The organism is Paenibacillus sp. sgz302148, assembly GCF_056120465.1.
Genome location: NZ_JBVYOJ010000027.1, coordinates 41,336 through 62,296, shown reverse-complemented (window position 1 = coordinate 62,296; position 20,961 = coordinate 41,336). Strand labels below are relative to the sequence as shown.

The 20,961-nt window shown below is 54.6% G+C and carries 19 protein-coding genes; 9 read left to right on the top strand and 10 right to left on the bottom strand.

The annotated features are described in order from the left end of the window. Positions 1-13: 13 nt before the first annotated feature. Both AC0LWM_RS28920 and AC0LWM_RS28915 read left to right on the top strand, forming a co-directional pair. Positions 14-613, top strand: a complete 600-nt coding sequence (locus tag AC0LWM_RS28920; RefSeq protein WP_474678499.1) for a TetR/AcrR family transcriptional regulator — start codon at positions 14-16, stop codon at positions 611-613. Between the two features lie 13 nt (positions 614-626). Next, a complete protein-coding gene (locus tag AC0LWM_RS28915) occupies positions 627-1,004 on the top strand; it encodes a DUF5367 family protein (protein ID WP_474678498.1) in 378 nt (125 codons plus the stop codon). A 74-nt stretch (positions 1,005-1,078) separates the two neighbouring features. On the opposite strand, the gene AC0LWM_RS28910 is transcribed toward AC0LWM_RS28915, so the two are convergent. The 3 genes from AC0LWM_RS28910 to AC0LWM_RS28900 form a co-directional block, all read right to left on the bottom strand. Continuing rightward, positions 1,079-1,444 carry a group I truncated hemoglobin gene (locus AC0LWM_RS28910; RefSeq protein ID WP_474678497.1) on the bottom strand — a complete coding sequence of 122 codons (366 nt, stop codon included), beginning with the start codon at positions 1,442-1,444 and terminating at the stop codon, positions 1,079-1,081. Between the two features lie 136 nt (positions 1,445-1,580). After that, positions 1,581-2,300, bottom strand: coding sequence for a PHP domain-containing protein (locus tag AC0LWM_RS28905; RefSeq protein ID WP_474678496.1), 720 nt, complete (start codon positions 2,298-2,300; stop codon positions 1,581-1,583). Beyond that, positions 2,272-3,345: an ATP-grasp domain-containing protein gene (locus AC0LWM_RS28900; RefSeq protein WP_474678495.1), complete on the bottom strand. Its 1,074-nt coding sequence runs from the start codon at positions 3,343-3,345 to the stop codon at positions 2,272-2,274. Before AC0LWM_RS28900 ends, AC0LWM_RS28905 begins: the two co-directional genes overlap by 29 nt. Before the next feature lie 185 nt (positions 3,346-3,530). Here AC0LWM_RS28900 and AC0LWM_RS28895 point away from each other — a divergent pair, with 185 nt between their 5' ends. Then, on the top strand, positions 3,531-4,232 hold the full coding sequence (locus tag AC0LWM_RS28895; protein ID WP_474678494.1) for a PIG-L deacetylase family protein: 702 nt from the start codon (positions 3,531-3,533) through the stop codon (positions 4,230-4,232). Positions 4,233-4,275: 43 nt separating this feature from the next. Beyond that, on the top strand, positions 4,276-4,989 hold the full coding sequence (locus AC0LWM_RS28890) for a glycosyltransferase family 2 protein (RefSeq protein WP_474678493.1): 714 nt from the start codon (positions 4,276-4,278) through the stop codon (positions 4,987-4,989). Positions 4,990-5,274: 285 nt separating this feature from the next. On the opposite strand, the gene AC0LWM_RS28885 is transcribed toward AC0LWM_RS28890, so the two are convergent. Next, entirely contained in the window at positions 5,275-6,078 is an 804-nt protein-coding gene (locus tag AC0LWM_RS28885; RefSeq protein WP_474678492.1) for an extracellular solute-binding protein, read from the bottom strand. Positions 6,079-6,176: 98 nt separating this feature from the next. Further along, a complete protein-coding gene (locus AC0LWM_RS28880) occupies positions 6,177-6,749 on the bottom strand; it encodes a GyrI-like domain-containing protein (protein ID WP_474678491.1) in 573 nt (190 codons plus the stop codon). Positions 6,750-6,935: 186 nt separating this feature from the next. On the opposite strand from AC0LWM_RS28880, the gene AC0LWM_RS28875 reads away from it, so the two are divergent. Genes AC0LWM_RS28875 through AC0LWM_RS28865 form a run of 3 tightly spaced genes read left to right on the top strand, consistent with a single transcriptional unit; the run spans position 6,936 to position 8,892 of the window. Then, a complete protein-coding gene (locus tag AC0LWM_RS28875) occupies positions 6,936-7,307 on the top strand; it encodes a GntR family transcriptional regulator (RefSeq protein WP_474678490.1) in 372 nt (123 codons plus the stop codon). After that, the gene (locus AC0LWM_RS28870; RefSeq protein ID WP_474678489.1) at positions 7,304-8,200 is read left to right on the top strand and encodes an ABC transporter ATP-binding protein; all 897 of its coding nucleotides are present in this window, start codon (positions 7,304-7,306) and stop codon (positions 8,198-8,200) included. The genes AC0LWM_RS28875 and AC0LWM_RS28870 overlap by 4 nt, the downstream gene beginning before the upstream one ends. Then, positions 8,197-8,892: a hypothetical protein gene (locus tag AC0LWM_RS28865; RefSeq protein WP_474678488.1), complete on the top strand. Its 696-nt coding sequence runs from the start codon at positions 8,197-8,199 to the stop codon at positions 8,890-8,892. The genes AC0LWM_RS28870 and AC0LWM_RS28865 overlap by 4 nt, the downstream gene beginning before the upstream one ends. A 133-nt stretch (positions 8,893-9,025) precedes the next feature. Here the strand turns inward: AC0LWM_RS28865 and AC0LWM_RS28860 are convergent, their stop codons facing one another. Further along, positions 9,026-9,904, bottom strand: a complete 879-nt coding sequence (locus AC0LWM_RS28860) for a helix-turn-helix transcriptional regulator (RefSeq protein WP_474678487.1) — start codon at positions 9,902-9,904, stop codon at positions 9,026-9,028. A 126-nt stretch (positions 9,905-10,030) separates the two neighbouring features. On the opposite strand from AC0LWM_RS28860, the gene AC0LWM_RS28855 reads away from it, so the two are divergent. Further along, positions 10,031-12,862, top strand: a complete 2,832-nt coding sequence (locus tag AC0LWM_RS28855) for a family 78 glycoside hydrolase catalytic domain (RefSeq protein ID WP_474678486.1) — start codon at positions 10,031-10,033, stop codon at positions 12,860-12,862. A gap of 264 nt (positions 12,863-13,126) precedes the next feature. Here AC0LWM_RS28855 and hcp read toward each other — a convergent pair whose 3' ends face one another. Both hcp and AC0LWM_RS28845 read right to left on the bottom strand, forming a co-directional pair. Further along, on the bottom strand, positions 13,127-14,419 hold the full coding sequence (gene hcp / locus AC0LWM_RS28850; RefSeq protein WP_474678485.1) for a hydroxylamine reductase: 1,293 nt from the start codon (positions 14,417-14,419) through the stop codon (positions 13,127-13,129). A 219-nt stretch (positions 14,420-14,638) separates the two neighbouring features. Beyond that, complete coding sequence (locus AC0LWM_RS28845) at positions 14,639-17,758, bottom strand: hybrid sensor histidine kinase/response regulator (RefSeq protein ID WP_474678484.1); 3,120 nt, start codon at positions 17,756-17,758, stop codon at positions 14,639-14,641. A gap of 215 nt (positions 17,759-17,973) precedes the next feature. Between AC0LWM_RS28845 and AC0LWM_RS28840 the strand changes: the two genes are divergently transcribed. Further along, a complete protein-coding gene (locus tag AC0LWM_RS28840) occupies positions 17,974-19,068 on the top strand; it encodes a nitric oxide synthase oxygenase (RefSeq protein WP_474678483.1) in 1,095 nt (364 codons plus the stop codon). Between the two features lie 46 nt (positions 19,069-19,114). Here the strand turns inward: AC0LWM_RS28840 and AC0LWM_RS28835 are convergent, their stop codons facing one another. Then, entirely contained in the window at positions 19,115-19,738 is a 624-nt protein-coding gene (locus AC0LWM_RS28835; protein WP_474678482.1) for a uracil-DNA glycosylase, read from the bottom strand. A gap of 162 nt (positions 19,739-19,900) precedes the next feature. Next, positions 19,901-20,902 carry an N-acetylglucosamine kinase gene (locus AC0LWM_RS28830; protein ID WP_474678481.1) on the bottom strand — a complete coding sequence of 334 codons (1,002 nt, stop codon included), beginning with the start codon at positions 20,900-20,902 and terminating at the stop codon, positions 19,901-19,903. Between the last annotated feature and the right edge of the window lie 59 nt (positions 20,903-20,961).

Here is a 20,961-nt window from a genome sequence, read left to right as displayed (position 1 = left end):
GTGATGTGATATTATGGCGAAACCGAATATTGTAACAAAGCAGGAGTTAATTGAATCCGCCCAAAGATGCATTCAAGAAAAAGGTCTCGACAAGCTGACCTTCAGCGCGGTGGCTCAAGGCGCCGGAGTCACGCAGGGAACCGTTTATTATCATTTTCGGACGAAGGAACAACTGATGCTCGAAATCGTGCAATCCGTATGTGATGAATCCTGGCAATCCGTCCGGAACCTCCAAACGGCCGAGAACCTTGAAGAAACGATGATTCGGGCTCTGGAGGGCGCCCGCGACCGTTGTGCTTATGATTCCTTTTACCACACCTTGTTTTACTCGCTTGCCGTACATAGTTTGCAAAATCCATCGTTGCGGGAACGGCTGCGCGAAATGACGGAACGCGAAAATTCACATGTCGCTGCGATTTTGGAGGAACTCCCCCCGGCTTCGGACAGTTCGGGCATATCGTTAAAAAACCAGGCGATCATGATCAATGCGCTAATCGACGGCTTGGCCCTTCAAGCCTTGCTGAATCCCGATTTCCCGGCAGAAGAAATCTACTCCGAGCTGACCGCGTATGTTTCGAAATTCATGTCCGGCCATTCGGATAACAAATCTTGAAAGGGGCTAAATCATGCGGTTTTTTGTCTATGTCGGCTTCTTGCTATGGTTAGCGGCAACATTGCTTTTTCGAATATGGGGCGATGAGCTGATCAATCCCGATAAGCCATTGATCTGGTTATTGTTCGTGGTAGCTCCCGGCATGATGCTTATCCTGAAAGGTTTGTTCAATCATAGAAAAATCTCATCCGAAGACCGCCCGAAAGCAGCGCTGCTCATCGCCGTTCCGGGAATGATCCTCGATGTGTTCAGTACAGGCTTGCACCCATACGTGCTTCCGAATTTACCGGAATCCGACCTTTATTGGTTTTCCGCTTGGTTATTGTGGGTTTACTCCATGATCCTCCTTGGAGGCCTGACTGGGTCAAAGCCGGTTTCTAAAGCTTCATGATCATGCAAAAACGGCTGCCGCAAGGCAGCCGTTCGCAATATCGTTTTCAGCTTTCAGCTCGTGCATCGCGTCGGTTACTTATAGAGGATGTCGTCCTTCAAAGTAGCAACATGGGCGATGACTTGATCGATATCGGCTTCGCTGACGCCAAAATGCGCAAGAGCATCGTGAAGATGCTTCGCGATCGCATCGAAGTGTACCGGCTGCAAATTCATGCCTTGATGTGCTTTCGCCATCGATAACCCGGAATACTGATTCGGTCCGCCTAACGCAAAACTAATAAATTTGGTTTGATGTCTTCTTTGTTTTTCCATATCCGTATTTCGAAAAAAATGATTCACGGTATCGTCGGCCAAAATCAGCTCGTAGAAGTAATCAACCACTTTACTGATGGCAGGCTCTCCGCCGACTTTTTCATAAATCGTCGTTGCTGCTTCCATATGACCAACCTTTCCGCTGGATTCTAACCGTTAATCTTTCCTTTCGTCCCCGAAATCATGCCAAATTTTTTCTGCATGCAAGAACGGTTGCCTCGCGGCAGCCGTTTCCTGTATCAAAAGGTATATTGTGTTGACGTCATGTAGCTTTATCCGCCAGATAACGCGGTACGTCGGCGATCCGGAAGCCGCGCTCCGAATAAGCCCGAACGAGCCGGCTGTTCCGGACGAGAGCGTCGACGGAATGGCTGTCGGAGGAGATGAGGAACGAAACGCCGCGTTCCGCCGCATGGCGGATGATCGGCTCGTCAGGGGAGTTGTACCGGACGTTCAGCTCCAGAATTTTGCCGGATAAGGCGATCCGGTCGGCGATTTGCGGAATGGGCAGCATGTCGCTGTCGATGCCGAATTTCGCTAGCTCGGACAACGGATGGGCGATGATATCCACGTTCGGGTTGCTCAGCATGCCGTCGAACGCGGTGAGCCAATGCTCCGCGATATGGCTTTTTGGCGTATGGGCGGCTTCGGCTGACGCATAAAACCCGCCGGGCTTCGGAATGCGGTGAATCGATCCCAATACAAGATCGACGAGCGGATAGAAGGAAGGATCGGCATCGATGTCGCCGTCCAGCGTCAGAACCTTCGCTTCGATGCCGGAGTAGACGCGAATTTTGTTCCGGTACGTCAGCTTTAGCCGCTCCAAATGGTTTGCATAGGCAGGGACCCAGGCGCTTGTCCGCCAGACGTGATCGGTGATCGCGACGGCTTCATAGCCGATCCCGATGGCGGCTTCGATCATCTCTTCCGGCGTATGGAGGCCGTCCGAATAGTTAGAGTGCATATGAAGATCCGTGAGCATCGTAGAATACCTCCTCCCAATAACGCACCATGCGCGTCCCCCATTGTATGGACAGCTCCTCCTCGTCAATCGGCAGGCTTAGCGCCAGCTTTGCCGCAAGCGCGGGCAAATTGACGCCTGCCGCGGTACAATGGACGATCGTCCCTTGGATGCGCGGGTTGATTTCCACGATCTTCGGCTGACGATTGATGTCCCTTCGAACCTGTACCCCGATATTGCCATGCAGTCCAAGATGACGGACGGCGTCCGAGGCGTAATCGATAACGTCCTGCTCTTGCCGGATGATGCTTCGGGTCGTAATGCCTCCTGTTGTCGCTTGCCGCAAACGCGGTACCGCCACGATAACGCGGCCGTGGTCCGCGAGCAGATCCACGCTGTATTCTTCGTATGGCAGATACTCCATTACAAGCAGCTCCGGCAGTGTGTCACGGCCTTCGATAATGCGGTACAGCTCGCTTTGGCTCACATAAGCGGAATTCGGCTTTTCCCGGAACAGCAGCCCGAACCGGTCGACGGATGCATCGAGAATGTGAAAGCCCCGGCTTCCGTCGGAAACGGTAGGCTTGAAGCATACCGGTCTGTCGGGAAATCCTAACGCGGCAATCGCCTCCTTCAGCTGTTCTCCCGTCTGTACGGCCTGAAACGCAGGCACCGCCATGCCGGCCTGCTGAAGCTCGTGGTAGAGGACGTCTTTTTGGATGGACTTGCGCAAAGCGTCGACCGAAGAAACCGACACATGCGTACCTAGCCGTCTCAGATCTTCCTGGATGGCCGACAGCAGGATCAGCTCGCCCGTCACGAGCGAAAACAAGAGATCGATCTTTTGTTCGCCGCACACCCGGATAATCTCCGGGACAAAATCATCGTCCGCAGCTTTCGGACCAATGGCATAGGCATCGACCAGATGAAACCCCGGGGAGTCGGGGTTCGGGTCCATGCCATAGAGATAGCAATCGAAATCGCCGGCTGCGCGGAGCGACCGGATAACACCGGGGGCGGCCGGGGAGCCTGCTCCCGTTAACAAAACGCGGATGGTCGGTTTCATGATGGATCACTCATTTCAGCCGTTTATTATCAATATAGTCGCCACCCGGGTTTGCCGCTTCGGATGAGTAACCAAATCCGTTATAAATAGGATGGAGCATAGGAATCTCCGATTATGCCGCCATACATTATAGATAGAGCTGCCGACAGGTGAAAGGCAGTACGAAGAGAGGAAGGTGAAGCTCATTGGAAGGTATTGCGTACGAAAAGCAAAGAGTGATGATTCTGGCTCCCCATGCGGACGATGAAACGTTAGGCTGCGGCGGGGTCATTCAAAAATATATAAGCCGTCAATGTCCAGTGAGAGTGGTCATTGCCACCTTTCGGATCAAACGGTCGAAACGTTACAAAAAGGATTTGGCCGCTTACGCTTCTTATCAAGGGAACACCCGATTGGAAGAGCTGAAACAAGCGATGACGATTCTAGGCGTGTCCGATTACCGTATCTTATTCTTGGATGAATCCGACAAGCCTGCTTACGATAGCATGCTCGATGTGATGCCTCGCGCTACGCTCGTCGATCAAATCGAAAAACAAATCGCCGATTTTGACCCTACCGTCATCTACATCCCATCCATCACGAAGCATCAGGATCATGAAGCGCTCCACAGAGCAGCCGTTGCGGCGACCCGTCCCTATTACTGGAACGGTACGGTATACGTTTATGAGACGGACGGCGAGCTGGATTTTCGCCCCCAACTGTACATCCCGCTAAGCGAAGACGAAATGACGCGCAAGATGGATGCGCTGAAAGCTTACCAAACCCAGATGGAGAACCCGCGGCATCCGGTCCATGCCCAAAGCCTGCTGTATAAAGCGAAATTCCGCGGCAACCACATCTATGAGGATTATGCGGAGGCGTTTGAGGTGATACGGCTGCGGGGCTGATGACGAAAATGACTCTAAGGACCATGGATAGGAGGTGTTCAGGATGGAACCTGCAAGCCGCACACGACAACCGGGAGTCACAATCGTGACTTGCTCGATAAGACCTCGTTTTCTGGAGCATATGTTCCGCAATTATCAAAGGCAGAAATGGGCGAACAAGGAATGGATCGTCGTCGTCAACAGCCCTCATGCGAATATGGCACGTTATCGGGCGATGGCGCGGCGACTTCCGAACATCCGCGTTTTTTATCTCCCTTATCGATCGCTCGGGAAATGTCTGAATTTCGCTACCGCACGGGCAAACTATCCTTATATCGCCAAAATGGACGATGACGAATATTACGCTGCCCGTTATATCGAAGGCTTGATGCGAGCGTTTCGCGTTTCGAACGCGGATGTTGTCGGGAAACGCGCCATGTATATTCATTTAAGCGGGAAAGGGGTGATTATTCAAAGGTTCACGAAGGAAAACCAGTTTGTAAAATATGTGGCCGGAGGCACGATCACTTTTAAAAAGAGCGTTTGGAAAAAAGTGAAGTTCGCGGACGTTACCTTGGGAGAGGATGTCCGATTTTTACAAAGATGTCGAAGATTTGGGTTCAAGCTATATGCGGGCGACAAATACAATTTCTGTGCGCTCCGGCGCAAAAATTATAACAGCCATACGTGGAAAGTAAGCGACCAAAAATTTCTCGCTCATCCGAACACGAAAGTTGTTGCGTATACGAACGATTACAAATCGATCGTCGATCGTTGATCGCCCCGTAGCAAAACAAGTAAGTGAAAAGCGGTCCGGAACGCGGAAAATGTTCTAGACTGCTTATACATATACGGAAGTATGCACGAGCAACGCATGTTTTCCAAAATCGGGATCCGTGAGAGCTCGCAAGCCAACCTGCGGATGGCGGTTCAAGCCACGTAGGCTGAAGAGCGGCAAAATTCGGGGAACGAAGAAGAACAGGTTGTCGATGTTCTTCTTCGCACGAGGAGCCAACCAGTATTCTGGTTGGCCTTTTATTGCTGCAGCTGTCTTATGAAAATACTACTTCCAGCCCCATTTTTTAAAGATTTGATGAGATTCTTCCGTTCTTAGATAATCAATAAATTGCTGTGCCTCTTTTTTCTGATCGGTGATTTTCGTCAGGGCGATCGGCGTTCCGCGATAGAGCTTTTCTTCTTCGGGCAGTTCGACCAGGTCGGTCACATCCTGGAGCCGGTAATGCCATGATTCGTAGGTAATCCAGGCATCCAGGCTGGAATTCGATTTCCATCGTTCAATGGCTTCGGCACTCGACTGTACAGAAAGGTTAATATTTTGGGAAATGCCGTCGATCAGCCCTTTTCTGCCTGCCAGGTCTTCCCATAGGCCAAGCTGGCCCGCCCCGTTCACGTCGATGATTTTTACTCCCTTTTTCGTTAAATCCTCCAGGCTTTCAATCTTCTTAGGATTTCCTTTCCTCACCAGTATCCCTGCAGCACGCGGGTAAAGCTCCGTACGTGTTTTCGTTTCGATCATTTCAGGGTGGTTAAGGATGAAGTCCTGCAGCATATACTCGGAACCGCCGAAAATAAGATCTGCATCTTGTTTCGCCTGGCCGATCCATTTGCCCTCCGGTCCGGCTGTTACTTCCACCTTGATTCCGGTTTCAGCTGAAAAATGTTCAGCAGCTTCCTTGAACGGTCCAAGTGGTCCGCCCGGTCCGTACGCCCGGATGACATGATCGCTTTGGCTGGAATTTGGTGTCGCCTGGGACGCCGGCTTACTGTCCATTTTGGCATAGACTGACAATCCTGCTGCTGTAATGACAAAGAGCAGTAAAAATAATAGGAACACGGTCTTCTTCATGATTCTTCCTCCATTTCAATACATGATTTTTGCCGGAACTATTAAAGGAAACGAAGGGAGACTGTAAACGGTTTGATGAAAGGCCGGCTCAGTCTACTTTAGATTCTTGGATGATCCTTGACCGGGACGAAAATATCGGCGTTATATTTGCTTTCTTCCTCTCCGAAAGCAAACACTTCAAAGGAAACGAGATTCGGATTCGCCTCCAATCCGTTGTCGCTTATGTACGTGTGGATCAGAGCATAAGGATCGGCATCCTTCGAGTGTGCACGCACGTAACGGCCTGCCGGGACGGTAAAGGCGATCATGCCTTCCGGGATCACGTCCAGTTCCGAAACTTCCATGCAGTAGATATAAGTGAACAAGACATCGTTTGCGAAATGCGGGCAAACATAATGCGTCGAATCGACGATGTTCGAAATCTCGTTTTTCCGTTCCATAAACAAGCGGTTAGCCCCGCCAATGCCCCTCACGTCTTGAAAAGATGACGTCGCCGCGACGCCTACGAACTTTTTCTCATCCAATCGAACGAGTTGAACGGGAGAATTGCTTGTTCTCGCACCCATCTTCATTCGAGCCTCCTTATCGTCTCTTAATATTTTCAAAGATAACGGGATCGCACCGGGCTTATAGCTGCCGGGAATAGGATAGCTTGTGGCGTTAGCGTCCATAGGAATGCCTCCTCGCTCTAGGCTTCTTCTTTCCTCATTGTAGCATGCCGCGACGGCGGCCTTATGTCATTTTTTCTCATCCTACTTGGAATAAAAAATAAAAATAGGCTAGAAGATGTTGACAGTCTGGTTCATGTGTTGTATGGTTAATTACATGAGTAACTAACCGATGTGGTGGTGGGAAAGATGGTGCTTATGATGGACGACAGCCGCCCGATCTTCGTGCAGATTGCCGAGCGTATCGAAGACGATATCATTGAAGGCCGATTGCCGGAGGAGACTCAAGTTCCGTCGACGAATCAATTCGCTTCTTTTTTTCAGATCAATCCGGCGACGGCGGCTAAAGGCGTGAATTTGTTGGTGGACGAAAACATTTTGTACAAAAAGCGGGGGATCGGCATGTTTGTGGCGACAGGAGCGCGCGCCAAGCTGATGGAAAAGCGCAAGGAGCATTTTTACGAGCAGTACGTCGTGGCAATGATCCGCGAAGCCGAGAAGCTCGGCATTACGAAAGAACAACTGACGGACATGATCCGGAGAGGAGACGGGGCGCAATGAAAAACGTCGTCGAAGTGAAAGGGTTGACCAGAGCATACGGCAGCGTCAGAGCGGTGGACAATGTCACCTTCACGCTGCAAGCAGATAAAATCTACGGGTTGCTTGGCCGGAACGGGGCCGGAAAAACGACGATCATGCATATGCTGACGGCGCAGCTGTTTCCAACCAGCGGTGAAATGACCGTATTCGGAGAAGCGCCCTATGAGAACAATCGCGTACTAAGTCAGGTTTGTTTCATTAAGGAAAGCCAGAAATACCCCGACCACTTCCGCGTGGCCGATGTGCTGGCGCTATGCCCGGACATTTTCCCGAATTGGGACCAGGAGTTTGCCGACCTTCTGCTGAACGATTTCCATCTGCCGCTGAAGCGGCGGATGAAGAAGCTGTCGCGCGGCATGCTCTCCTCCGTGGGGGTCATCATCGGTTTGGCCAGCCGAGCGCCTTTGACGATATTCGACGAGCCTTACTTGGGGCTCGATGCGGTTGCCCGAGGCTTGTTTTATGACCGGTTGATCGAGGATTATGCGGAGCATCCGCGGACGGTCGTTCTGTCGACGCACTTGATCGATGAAGTGAGCCGGATTCTGGAGCACGTAATCGTCATCGACAACGGCAAAATCATTCTCGACGAAGAAACCGACGTACTTCGCGGCCGGGCTTATACCGTCGTAGGCCAGGCGGCCAAGGTCGAAGGGTTCGTCGCAGGACTTACGATGATCGACCGCCAGCCTCTCGGCGGGCTGCTTTCGGCTACGGTGATAGGCAACCTGGATGGCAGAACCCGCCAGCAAGCCGAAGAGCTCGGACTGGAGCTCGCCCCGGTGTCGCTGCAGCAGCTGATCGTCCATCTCACGAAACAAAATCAAGATCATAAGGCGGTGGAACATCGATGAATCGAATCGCAACGGTCATGAAAATGCACGCAAGGGATAAATTGACGTGGGTACTCGTTCCTTGGTGCTTCGTATTGTTTGCCAGTTTTTTTGTGAATCTGTTGATAGGTATTCTCGTCAAGACGGAACAAGGCATATACAGCGGGGGACTATCGTCGATATTCGTCTATTTGTTCGTGCTCGGTGTCATGACACTGGCCCAGACGTTCCCGTTTTGCCTCGGCCTCAGCATGCGGAGAACGGATTATTATTTCGGGACTTCGATCATGTTCGTGTTATCCGGCGTGGCGATCGCTACAGTTCTGCTGCTGCTTTCCGTTGTCGAAGGCGATATCCTGAAAGGTTGGGGGGTGAATGTCCATTTCTTCAACTTGCCGTATTTAAGCGCCGGCACCTTGGCGGACCGGTGGTGGGCGTTGTTCGGTACCGCGATGCACCTCGTTTTCTTAGGTTTCTTGATCAGTTCGATTTACCGGCGTTTCGGCCGAATGGGTATGTTCATGCTGTTCCCGCCGGTGATTCTGCTGACGTCCATACTTGGTTTCCTATGCACGTATTTCGGCTGGTGGACGGACATTTTCGCCTGGTTCGCCCGGCATACCGCCGCTCAGCTGGCATCATGGGAGTTCGTAGTCGCTGTCATTTACGCCATACTGTCCTTCCTGATGATTCGCAAAGCAACCTTCTCGTGACCGTGGGTTCAAAGCTTGCCGTCCGACATCAAGTCGGGCGGTTTTTTTCTGATCGGAAAGACATTGATCGAAGCGTTGAAAGGAACAGGCATAAGGAAGCCTGCGCAGTCCCGTGTGGTAACTGCATCCCGGACTAAGGTCCGCGATGCTTGAGCCGATATTGGTGCGGCGTGGAGCCGGTTTTGCGCTTGAAGATGCTGTGGAAAAACTTAGGGTCCTGGTACCCGGACAGCTCGGCGATATAGGGGACTTTAAACGACGTTTCCCGCAGCAGACGACATCCCCGTTCGATCCGGATATTTTGCACATAAGTTAGGAACGTCACGCCGCAATACCGCTGGAACATGCGCTGCACGTGCCCGGTAGTTACGTTCAGCTGTTCTGCGAGCTGTCCGATCGTAAATTGGGATTCGCCGCAGCGCCTATGGACGATGTTCAGCATCTCTTCGAATAGCGGATCCTGCCGCCGCGTGTCCTCGGCACCGAACAGATGGCGGTCGAGCAGGCCGAGCAGCTCCATCAGCTTGCCGCACAGGAGCGTCGAATAGCTGTCCGCCTTGCGGATATATTCCGAGTACAGGCCGGTAAAGAGCAAGTGGAAATCACCGCTTCGGTCGGTAGTTTTCAGCCAAGGAGCGGGAGCGTCGGCCTCCTGTGGCGCCAGGCAATCCAGCAGTCTGCGTGGCATCGGAACCGTCTCGGCCCATTTCATTATCGTATGCGGTTGAAAAATGCAGTTGTAAATGACGATCGGTTCCTTCGATGAAACCGCGGTCGGCCGAAACACGTGCGTCGTCCCGACGGGCAGGACGAAAATATCGCCTTTTTCGGCGGCAATCCGTTCTTCGCCGATATAATGGAACCCGCGGCCCTCCGCGACATAGTTGATTTCCACAAAATCGTGCGAATGCTGCGGCGTATCGAACGACTCCACGATGCGGTTGACGAATATATTCTCGTTATCGTCCAGAAACGATTCGACCTGGAGCATCACGAACGAACCTTTTTTCAATGGAAGCCCTCCTTAACGGACATCAATCCCCTCCTAAAAATACACCGAATGCCCTACTTTTTGCAATCCTTCGTTCGTTATACTCGAAGCATGAATGCTATACAGCGTATAAGGAGGAAGGATGAAGTGAACTTACGCGTTATCGATTTACGCAGTGAATATGTCCGGAACCCGCTTGGCATCGGCCCGATTCGGCCGAGATTGAGCTGGAAGCTGGAAACAGCCGAAGACGAGCGGCACGTGATGCAGGCGGCCTACCAGGTTCAGGTTGCCAAGGAAGATCCTGATTTTAACCGGCTGGTCTGGGATAGCGGGAAGGTCGAGTCCGATCGGTCCGTTCATGTCGAATATGCAGGCGAGCCGCTTGAGGAACGTACCCGGTATTACATCCGTGCACGGATTTGGGATCGCCGGGGAACAGCCTCCGATTGGAGCGTGCCGGCCTTCTGGGAGACCGGCATATTCGCGGAGGACAGCTGGCAGGCGTCCTGGGTGACCTGCGATGCCGAACGGCAAGGCTGGGATCCGGATGCGGGCTATTTGCTGCGCCGTGAATTCCGGATCGATGGCGCCGTGAAGCGAGCCAGAGCGTATGCTACCGCGCTCGGCACATACCGTCTTGAAGTCAATGGCCGCAAAGCGGACGACAACCTGTTCGCTCCGGGCTGGACAAGTTACAACAATCGGTTGCAAGTGCAGACGTACGACATTACCGGGCTGGTCGGCGAAGGCGGCAATACGATCGGCGTCATGCTGGCGAAGGGCTGGCATAATAGCGTGCTCGGCTGGGAGAACAACAACGGCTATTACGGCTCGCCAAGGGCGGCGCTTGTTCAGCTGCACGTGCAGTACGAGGACGGCCGCGAGACGGTGATCGGCTCGGACGGCAGCTGGCAGGCAACGACCGGACCGGTGCGGATGTCGGAAATTTACGACGGGGAAACGTACGACGCGCGACTTGAGATTGCGGACTGGAGTACGCCGGGTTCGAGTAGCGTGGACAGCCGCAAGGCGGAAGCGGGAACCGGGAATGGAGTTGGCCGCGAGGCGGGAGCGGGGAGTGGGAGCGGGGCTGAACGCAAGGCGGAAGCGAGAGCGGAGGCCGAAGGCATCGGCAGCAGCGCGGTAGAGGTTGTCGATGCAGCCGTAGGTTGGGTGCAGGCGTCGGTATATGAGTATCCGAAGTCGATGCTCGTCTGCCAGGAGAACGAGCTGCCGAAGGTGATGCACGAGCTGAAGCCGATCGCCCTGATCGTTACGCCGGCGGGAGAGACGGTGCTCGACTTCGGCCAGAACATGGTCGGCACCGTTCGTTTCACGGTACGCGGCGCGGCCAAGGGCGAAGAGGTCGAGCTGCGCCATTTCGAGGTGCTGGACCGCGACGGCAACGTTTACACCGACAATCTGCGGAAAGCGAAGCAATCGGCACGGTACATATGCCGCGGAGCTGCCGAGGAGACGTATGAGCCGCAATTTACGTTCATGGGCTTCCGTTATGTGCACATCGTCCGCTATCCCGGCGAGCTTAGCCTCGACGACTTCACGGGCAGCGTCATCTACAGCGGTATGGAACCGACCGGCACGTTCGCTTGCTCCGACGAGCTGGTGACGCAGCTGCAGCGCAATATCGTATGGGGCCAGCGCGGCAACTTCCTCGACGTGCCGACCGATTGCCCGCAGCGCGACGAGCGGCTCGGCTGGACCGGCGACGCGCAGGTGTTCATCCGAACCGCCTGCTTCAACATGGGCGTGGCGCCGTTCTTCACGAAATGGCTGCGCGACTTGAAGGCGGACCAATTGCCGAACGGAGGCGTTCCGCCGGTCATTCCGAACATATTCCCGGACGGAGGAGGCGCACATTCCTCTTCGGCTTGGGGCGACGCGGCGGTCATCTGTCCGTGGACGCTGTACCTCTGTTACGGCGACACGCGCATCCTGGAGGAGCAGTTCGACAGCATGAAGGCGTGGATCGACTATATTCGCAGCCAAGGCGAGCAGGAGACGCTGTGGAACACCGGCCATCACTACGGCGATTGGCTTGGCCTTGACGCCAAGGAAGGCAGTTATGTCGGGGCGACGCCGACCGATCTGATCGCCACCGCGTATTTCGCGTATTCGACGGACTTGTTCGCGAAGTCGGCCGAATTGATCGGCAGGGCCGAGGTGGCCGCCGAATACCGCGCCCTGCACGGGCGTATCGTCGAAGCGTTCCGGCGCGAGTTCGTAACGCCGGGCGGCCGTCTCTGTTCGCCGACGCAAACGGCCCACGTGCTGGCGCTCATGTTCGGCCTCGTCGAAGGCGAGACGAAGAAGCGTGTCGCCCGCACGCTCGCGAGGCTGGTCGAGGACAACGGTGTAGCGCTGACGACGGGCTTCGTCGGGACGCCGTATCTGTGTCTCGTGCTGACGGAGAACGGCTACAACGACTTGGCGTACCGGCTTGTGCTGCGCAAGGAATATCCGTCGTGGCTATATTCGATCGGCAAAGGGGCAACGACGATCTGGGAGCATTGGGACGGCATCAAAGAGGACGGAACGTTCTGGAGCCGGGATATGAACTCGTTCAACCATTATGCGTACGGCTCGGTTGGCGAATGGCTGTACCGTGTCGTGGCAGGCATCGATACGAGCGAGGCGGAGCCGGGCTACAAAGGGATCGTCATCCGGCCGCTGCCCGGCCTGAGCGTAGGCATCACCTCCGCCGAGGCGACCTACGCGTCCATGTACGGCACGATCGCTTCGTCCTGGAGTATCGCGGATGGCCGGATGCGGCTCGACGTCACGATTCCGGCGAACACGACGGCAACGATCGTGCTGCCGGCGGCAGACCCGGACAGCGTGACGGAGTCCGGTGCCGCCGCCGCTGCTGCCGCGGGTATTCTCTCCGCGGAAACGGTCGCGGATGGCCTGAGGCTCTATGCGGGATCGGGGCAATACCGGTTCGAGTTCGCCGTATAGCAATGAAACGATCAAAATTAAACCCCTCGGACGAGCAGCCGAGGGGTTTTGCCTTACTTTTATTGCATGCAGTACAGCAAGATTGCCTCCATCCTGCCGATTTATCGCAAATTGTTGCATGGCGTGCAGGAATAGCGGTGAGAACGGGCAGTACATATCGAAATTGTTGTATTGCATACAGGATAACGTAAAGCAGTAGTCGATTCTCTTTTGGGGTCTCGAAGCTGGCAACCCGTATTTCCGTCTGCGCAGCGCCACATCGGATTAATGCAGCGAAAGCATGGCCGCCATGTCTTCTTGCGCGTCGCCGATCAGCTTCAGGCCGAATTTTTCGACGAGGACGTTCAAGACGCCTTCGTTAATGAATTCCGGCGCCTTCGGACCGATCCGGATATCCTGGATGCCTAGGCTGAACAAGCCTAATAGAATAGCGACGGCCTTCTGCTCGAACCATGAGAGCACGATGCTCACCGGCAATTCGCCCACGCTGCAGCCAAAAGCGTCGGCAAGCGCCAGTGCGATTTTGACCGTAGAGCCGGAGTTGTTGCATTGGCCCAAATCGATGTACCGCGGAATGCCGGTGCCGGGGACCGTGCCGTAATCCACTTCGTTAAAGCGGAACTTGCCGCAGGACGTCGTCAGGATGACCGTGTCGCTCGGCAGCGATGTCGCCAACTCGCGGTAATATTCGCCGCCCGAACCCGGGGCGTCGCAGCCGGCGATGACGAAGAAACGTTTGATCAAGCCGTCTTTAACCGCCTGGATAATTTCCGGCGCGAGTCCGATGACCGTTTCGTGGTGATAGCCGGTCGTCAGCACCAGCTCGGAGTCGATATTCGCTTCCGGCAGATCAAGCGCCCGCTTGATCAGCGGGGAGAAGTCGTCGCCGACGATTTTCGTCACGTTCTCAAGGCCGGCTACCTCATAGGAGAAGAAGCGATCCGCATACGTACCCTTGATCGGCATGACGCAATTCGTCGTCGCCAAAATCGCTCCCGGGAACTGCTCGAACAGCCGGCGCTGGTCGTACCAGGCTTTCCCGATGTTTCCTTTGAGATGCGGATATTGCTTCAGCTTCGGATACCCGTGGGCCGGCAGCATTTCGGAGTGGGTATAGATGTTGATGCCTTTGCCTTCCGTCTGCTTCAGCAGTTCTTCCAGTGCATACAGGTTGTGCCCCGTCACGACGATGCATTTGCCTTCGATTTTGTTTTGCGGCACCGTGACCGGCTGCGGAATGCCGAAGTGCGTCGTATGCGCGCGGTCGAGCACGTCCATGATCCGCACCGCGGCATTGCCGACTTTCATGGCCATATACAGGTGTTCTTGCAAGTTGAAATTGGAGTTGGTCAATGTCAGATACAGTGCTTCGTGCGTAATTTTATCTACTTCCGGGTCGGAGTAACCTAGCTGTCTGGCGTGCGTCGCATAAGCGGCAATTCCCTTCAGCGCAAAAATGATCGTATCCTGCAGACTTGCGATCGTTTCGTCTTTTCCGCATACTCCGATCACCTTGCAGCCGCCCTTCGGCGTTTGTTCGCATTGGTAACAAAACATGAGGCATCCTCCATTCGGCGATTCGCTAAGTTCTCTTACAAACCTAGCTTATCAGAAGCGGGAGGAGATGAATGTGACGATACTCACATCGTTTCCGGCAAAATGGTGACAGCCATGGCTCGATATGGGTTCGATATGGGTGGATACTGCGCAGGTGAGTGCCGCAGTGCCAATTTTGCTTGCCGATAGGCCGTTTAGCCGAGCTAGAAATGAGCTGGTTTAACCGACATCCTGCTTGCTTCGGCTGTCCGGAATGGCAAAAGATACGGTTGTCCCTTCACCCGGTTTGCTGCGAATAGACAAGCCTTGGCCGTACATTTGGGTGAGCCGCCGGTTCGTGTTGGCAAGTCCGATTCCGCCCTTTCCGTGCATGGATGGGCTCAACAGTTGAATCATTTGATCTTGGTCCATGCCCTTGCCGTTATCTGCAACTTCAAACAGCGTAAAGCCGTCCTGGCGGGTAATCCGAATGAGAACCGTACCGCCTTCGGGTCGGCAAAGGAGGCCGTGCCTGACCGCATTTTCGACCAGCGGCTGTATCGTAAGCGGAGGGAGAAGCAAGCCGATGTCCGCTTCAACCTCCCACTCGATCGACAACCTGTCCTCGAACCGTTCATGTTCGATATATAAATAGGCTTCGGCGAGCTCCAGCTCGCGGGAAAGCTCGACCAGCTCCCCGGTATTCAAGAAATTGAAGCTGATCCGCAAAAAGGATGCGAACGCATCGCCCAGCTTGCGCATTTTGTCGGTATCGATATCGCTGAGGGCCATAATGGAATTCAGCGTGTTGAACAGAAAATGCGGATGAATTTGCGCCTGAAGGTAGGCGGCCTCCATACGCAAACGTTCGTTAATGGATTGCTTCAGCATGGTTAATGCCTTGATGCGGTACTTTAGCTCCAAGGCGTCAACGGGCTTCGTTACGTAGTCGTTCGCTCCCGACGCGAATCCGGTGTAGATATCGGCAGGTTGGCTGCGCGCGGTCAGCAGCAGAACCGGGAGCTCCGACACGGAATAATGCTCCCTCACTCTTTGCGTCAGCTCGTAGCCGGACATCTGCGGCATCATAACATCGGCAATGATCAGGTCCCATGACTGCGTACCAAGCAACTCCAGCGCTTCGCGGGCTGAACTCGCCGTCGTGATGCGATACGGCTCCGTCGAGAGAATGCCGACGAGTACGTTCAGGTTGACAGGGTCGTCATCCACAGCCAAAATATTCGCCTTTCGGTCATGCCATAGCGGCGGGATCGACGCGGAGGCGGCCGCTTCACGGATCGCCGGGTTCGGAATCATAAGCCCTGCGGCCCAGTCTTCCGTGTCGTCCTTCACCGGGTGAAGTTGAAGCGGGCTTTGCACAGGCGAAGGGCTCGACGATTGCGCTATCGGCAGACTAAAGCTGAATACCGAACCTTTGCCCTCCTCGGACCGAACCGTTATAGCGCCTCCGTGCAGCTCCACAAGCTGCTTGCAAATGCTCAATCCAAGTCCGATTCCTCTTCCGTCGCTTATGCCGTAAGCCCCTTGTTCATAAGGGAGGAACACCGTCGCCTGCGTATCCTCATTCATGCCGACGCCGGTGTCGGCAACATGGATCACGGCCTGCCCGTTCCGCGTTTCGGCAGAAACGGAGATCGTCCCTTCCTCCGTATATTTGAGTGCATTGTGCAGCAAGTTGTACAACACTTGCACGAGTCTTTTCTCATCGGCCATGACGGGCGGCATCGATTCCGCGATACTGCAATACAGCCGGACAGGTTTGCCCTCGGTCATAAATTCGAGCATGCCGATGACGCCGGGAACGACCGCTTGAATCCGCAAAGGCTCCTGCCGAATCACAATCCGATGCTCCTGAAGACGCGCGACGTCGAGAAGATCGCCAAGCATATGCGACATGCGGCGGCTGATCGTGAGCAGCAGCTCCATATCTTTTAGGCTGCTTTTGTTCAGCTTCGTTTTCTCTTTGGTGACAACGGTCTGGGCGATATTCATAATGCCGTGCAGCGGCGTCCGCAGCTCATGCGAAGTATTGGCGAGAAACTGGTCCTTCAGTTTGTCGGCTCTTCGCAGCTGCTCGTTCAGCTTGGCGTTTTCCCTGGAATTACGGATGAACTTCTTAAACCAATAGGCAGAAAAGCCGGTCAGGGCCACGATGATATCGACCGGATAATAAACGGTGGTCACTTCTTTCGCGTACTCCGCGATGCTCCATAACAAGTTGGATATGATACCCGCCGCGGTCACCAGCAAGAAGACGACGTCTTTGTCTGCTTGTTTTTTGAAAATTAACGTTCCGACGATATACACAAACCAGGCAAATGGGATCATATACAAAGCGAGAAAGAACTTCAAATCGATGAATCCGTTTGCCCATGATGCGGGTGCGGCCAGCAGAAATCCCGAAACGGAAACGAGCGCCGCGATGTAGGCAAGCAGCCATGCACGCCGTGGCGGAGCCGAAGATAACTTTTGGAATAGCAGCAGGATAAATAAATTTTGCCACAAGAGGGAAATCAGCCTGATCTTGATCGCCCATGTATAATTGATCGGCAGCCATAACAAGAGGACGTTGTCATGACCGATCAAAACCGCAATGCCAACCGACAGCGTCAACAAGCCCATAATGAATAAAGATCGCTCTTTAGGATTGAAGACGTAAAGGATAATTGCATACAAACCGTGAAGCAGCAAAATAAGAAACGTAACGAGTTGAAAACCGATCGAGTACCAACGTACGTTGTGGATCGCAGCCTGGGAGCCGAAGCGAAGGGAACGCAAAATCCCTCCGTTATACGGTTCGTCGAAGTTGGCGGCACGAATGAGCAGCTCAATCTCCCTCCCTTCCGCAGTGTAGGAAGCTGTGTAAGAAACATTGCTTGGGGTATATTCGGTCGCGTTCGTGGCTAGCTTGCCGATTCCGCTTGACTTCATCCCGTTTATTTCAACTTCCGATGAAGCTTGTATTCCATTGAGCCAAAATTCGACAGGCTGCTTCGGCGGATCGATCAGAATGCGCAGCCGATACGTTCCGTACCCGTATGAGGAGGCGGAGTCGTCATTCAGCGCGCTTCCCCAATCTCCCGGAACTTGAATGCTCCGGATTTGGTTCTCCTTCAATCGTACATCTTGGCTCGAGAGGAATTGATTGGGGTAAAATTGCCATTCCCCGTCCAAAAAGAAAGAGGGGGATTTGTCCAAATCGTATCCGCGCAAGTCGAGAACGCCGCCGGCGGCACGCGGGTGATCCAATGAATAAAACAGATTGGACCACGCCCACCGTAGGCCAAGGAGCAGGCTGAACAATAAAATGAGGATCGTTATATATTTGAGTATGGTCATATTTTTCGTTGGCATCATAAACCATGGAGTTCGACGTCTATAACGTATTTCCTTTAAACATGCTCCATTCGTTTTTTTATTGGTTCCCCTCCGGCCGGGCCCGATTGTTACGGTTTTGTGCCTGGCGTTGACTTGCGCAACTGGATTCGGGTAGCCTAAAAACAATGCATGCTGCCGAGGTGCAGCAGGTTTGAACCGCAACGGAGGCATCACCGATGAAAAATCCATTGAAGCAAGAAGCGGAGTCTTTTATCCGCGCATGTTATGAAGAGCTTGGCAAATCGGCGGAGGAAGCGGAACGCCGTATTCAAGATATAGATGAAGCGATACGCCGGCACGGGACTTACGATCATACGTACGAAGAGCTGGCGCACGGCGCCAAGATGGCTTGGCGCAATTCGAACCGGTGCATCGGCCGGTTGTTCTGGAACCGGCTGCACGTGTTCGACGCGCGTGAAGCGGCAAGCGCCGAGACGGCCGCCGCGGCACTGCTGCGCCATATCGAATTTGCCGTGAACGGCGGCGAAATCCGCCCGGCGATTACGATTTTCAAACCGGCGAATCCTGGGGAGCTGTTCGGGCCGATCCGGATCTGGAACCACCAGCTCATCCGGTACGCCGGTTATGAGCAAGCGGACGGCCGCATCATCGGTGATTCGACGTCCGTCCGGTTCACGCAGGTTTGCGAGGAATTGGGCTGGCGCGGCGCAGGCACGCCGTTTGACGTGCTGCCGCTTGTCGTGCAGGAGGACGAAGGCAAGCCGCAATGGTTCGAGTTGCCGCGCGAAGCCGTCATGGAAGTGCCGATCCGCCATCCGGAGCTGGATTTGTTCGGCGCGGACGAGGTGAAGTGGTACGCCGTTCCGATCATCTCGGACATGAAGCTTGAGATCGGCGGCATCCAATATACGGCGGCGCCGTTTAACGGCTGGTACATGGGAACGGAAATCGGCGCCCGCAACTTGTCCGACGAGGCCCGGTACAACCTGCTGCCTCGGGTCGCCGTAGCGATGGGGCTGGACACAAGCTCGAGCGCTTCCTTATGGAAGGACCGCGCGCTGGTGGAGCTTAATGTGGCCGTGCTTCATTCGTTTCGCGAAGACGGCGTGAGCATCGTCGACCACCATACGGCGGCGCAGCAGTTCGGAGCGTTCCAGAAAAACGAGGAGAAGGAAGGCCGCGGCGTCACGGGGCGTTGGTCCTGGCTCATCCCGCCTCTCTCGCCGGCGACGACCGACATTTTTCATCGTTCCTATGAGGATACGGTCGTGACGCCGAATTATTTGTATCAGGACAAGCCTTATACGTAAATGGCGCGAAGCGTTGGACCGAATCGCCGTCCCTAACGTTCCTACGTCAGGAAGTTATTTCTTTCCATCGGGACGCGAGGTTAGAGAGGTCATTCACAAAAAACTTCATCAGATTAGGACGTCTTCGTACGGCGAGCGGATGGTAGGTGAACCCGATAGGGATCCCTTGATATTCATTCCAGCTCCCTCGTAATGCCTTAACGCTTGCTTCCTCCATCCAAGGAAACAATGCTTCCGCAACGACATTCCCGAATCCAAACAGGAGAAGCGGCTGCTTCTCCTGGAATTGCAGCTGCAGATGCGAAGCGCATGCCTCTCTCGCAACCGGCTTATTATACGCGCGGATAGGTCTGCATTTCAGTAAATAGGTGACGTAGACGGAGCCGATATCTAGGCCTGCTTCCCACATGCCGCGCTGAAGCGTCTCGCGGGTCCCGCACAGGAATGATTGTCCTTGCCGATCTTCTCGAGCTCCAGGGTTATCCAGGAGCAGCATGATCGGGGCGTTCGGATTCCCTTCGCCCCATATTACGCGGGTTCGTTGAAGGGAGAGCTCGCAGCGTTCGCATTGTTGCGCATGCGGCGGCGCAGCTTCCTCGGGCAAGATTAAGAATGGTTCATCAGTACGGTCATCAGTACGGTCATCAGCACGGTCATCAGTATGTGTCATGGGATGCTGCCCCTCCTTCCTATACTTCTCAGCATGCCCGGGAACTCACGAAATATCGCAATAAAAAAGAAAGACAAAAGCCAAGGGAACGAATTCGCCTTGTCTCTTGTCTTAGTTGCATATAACGTTACGCCGGAACAGCCTGCAAATCGTTTCCGGCAATCAGACCCCGACACCTTGAATGACCGCCTCGCGAATCGTCGCGTCGGCGGGCCCGCCATGAGCCAACTCCAGCGCCCATAAGACGGCGCCCGCCGCAGGCGGAGCCTGGAGCAGGATGAAGCGACAGGGCTGGCCGGCAAGCTCCCGGACGTAGGCCTTGTACCGGTCCCGCATGACCGGCGATTCCGCCTTCACCCAGACGGAACCGGCCATGACGATATCGACGGGCTCCTCCGTGCCGAAGTCGAGATTACGCAGGCAGCCGACCGTCGAATAGGCCATTTGCCGTGCGGAGCGGTCCACGATGCCACCGGCGACGACGTCGCCGGCCTCGGCCGCAGCGAGCAGCACGGACACCAGCTCGGTGTAAGGCAGCGACCGCGATACCATGCCTTCGACGACGCGTTCCATGAAATGCTCCTTGTCCGGCGCGCCGAGCAGCGTCATGGCGGGCTCCGTCATCGACGTGCTTGGTCCGAGGCGGTAGAACGCGTCATAGACCGAGCGGAGCAGCATGCGGGTCAAATAGTAGCCGCCGGCTTCGTCGCCGGACAGCTCGCTGCCGACGCCCCCGACTTGGAGCCGGCTGCCGCTTGGCGAGATGCCGCCCGTGCAAGCACCGGAGCCGTTGATGGAGCAGATGCCATACCCTTTGTCGCTGCCCGCCTTGATGCCGAGAAAGGAGTCGTTGTCCATCGCGTAGTTCGTGAAGCCGATGCGCTCGATGACCTGGTTCAAGTTCATTTTCTGGGATGGGATGTCGGCGCCGGCCAGTCCGAAGGCACCGGCGGCAACGTCGCTCATCGCTAGCCCGTTCTGCGACAGCAGCTTTCCGACATTGTCGTTCATGATGCGAAAGGCGCTCTCGTAGCCGTCAGGGAACTGCTCGTGGCTGCAGGTGCCGGCACGGATATGATCGATGCGGCGGCCTTGCAGATCGAACAGGAAATAATCGGTTTTACTGTTGCCTCCGTCGACCCCTATTACGTAATTTCCGGCCATGTCGTTTCAAGCTCCTTTTACAAAACATAAGACATTATAAGTTCGCCATAAAAATCTTG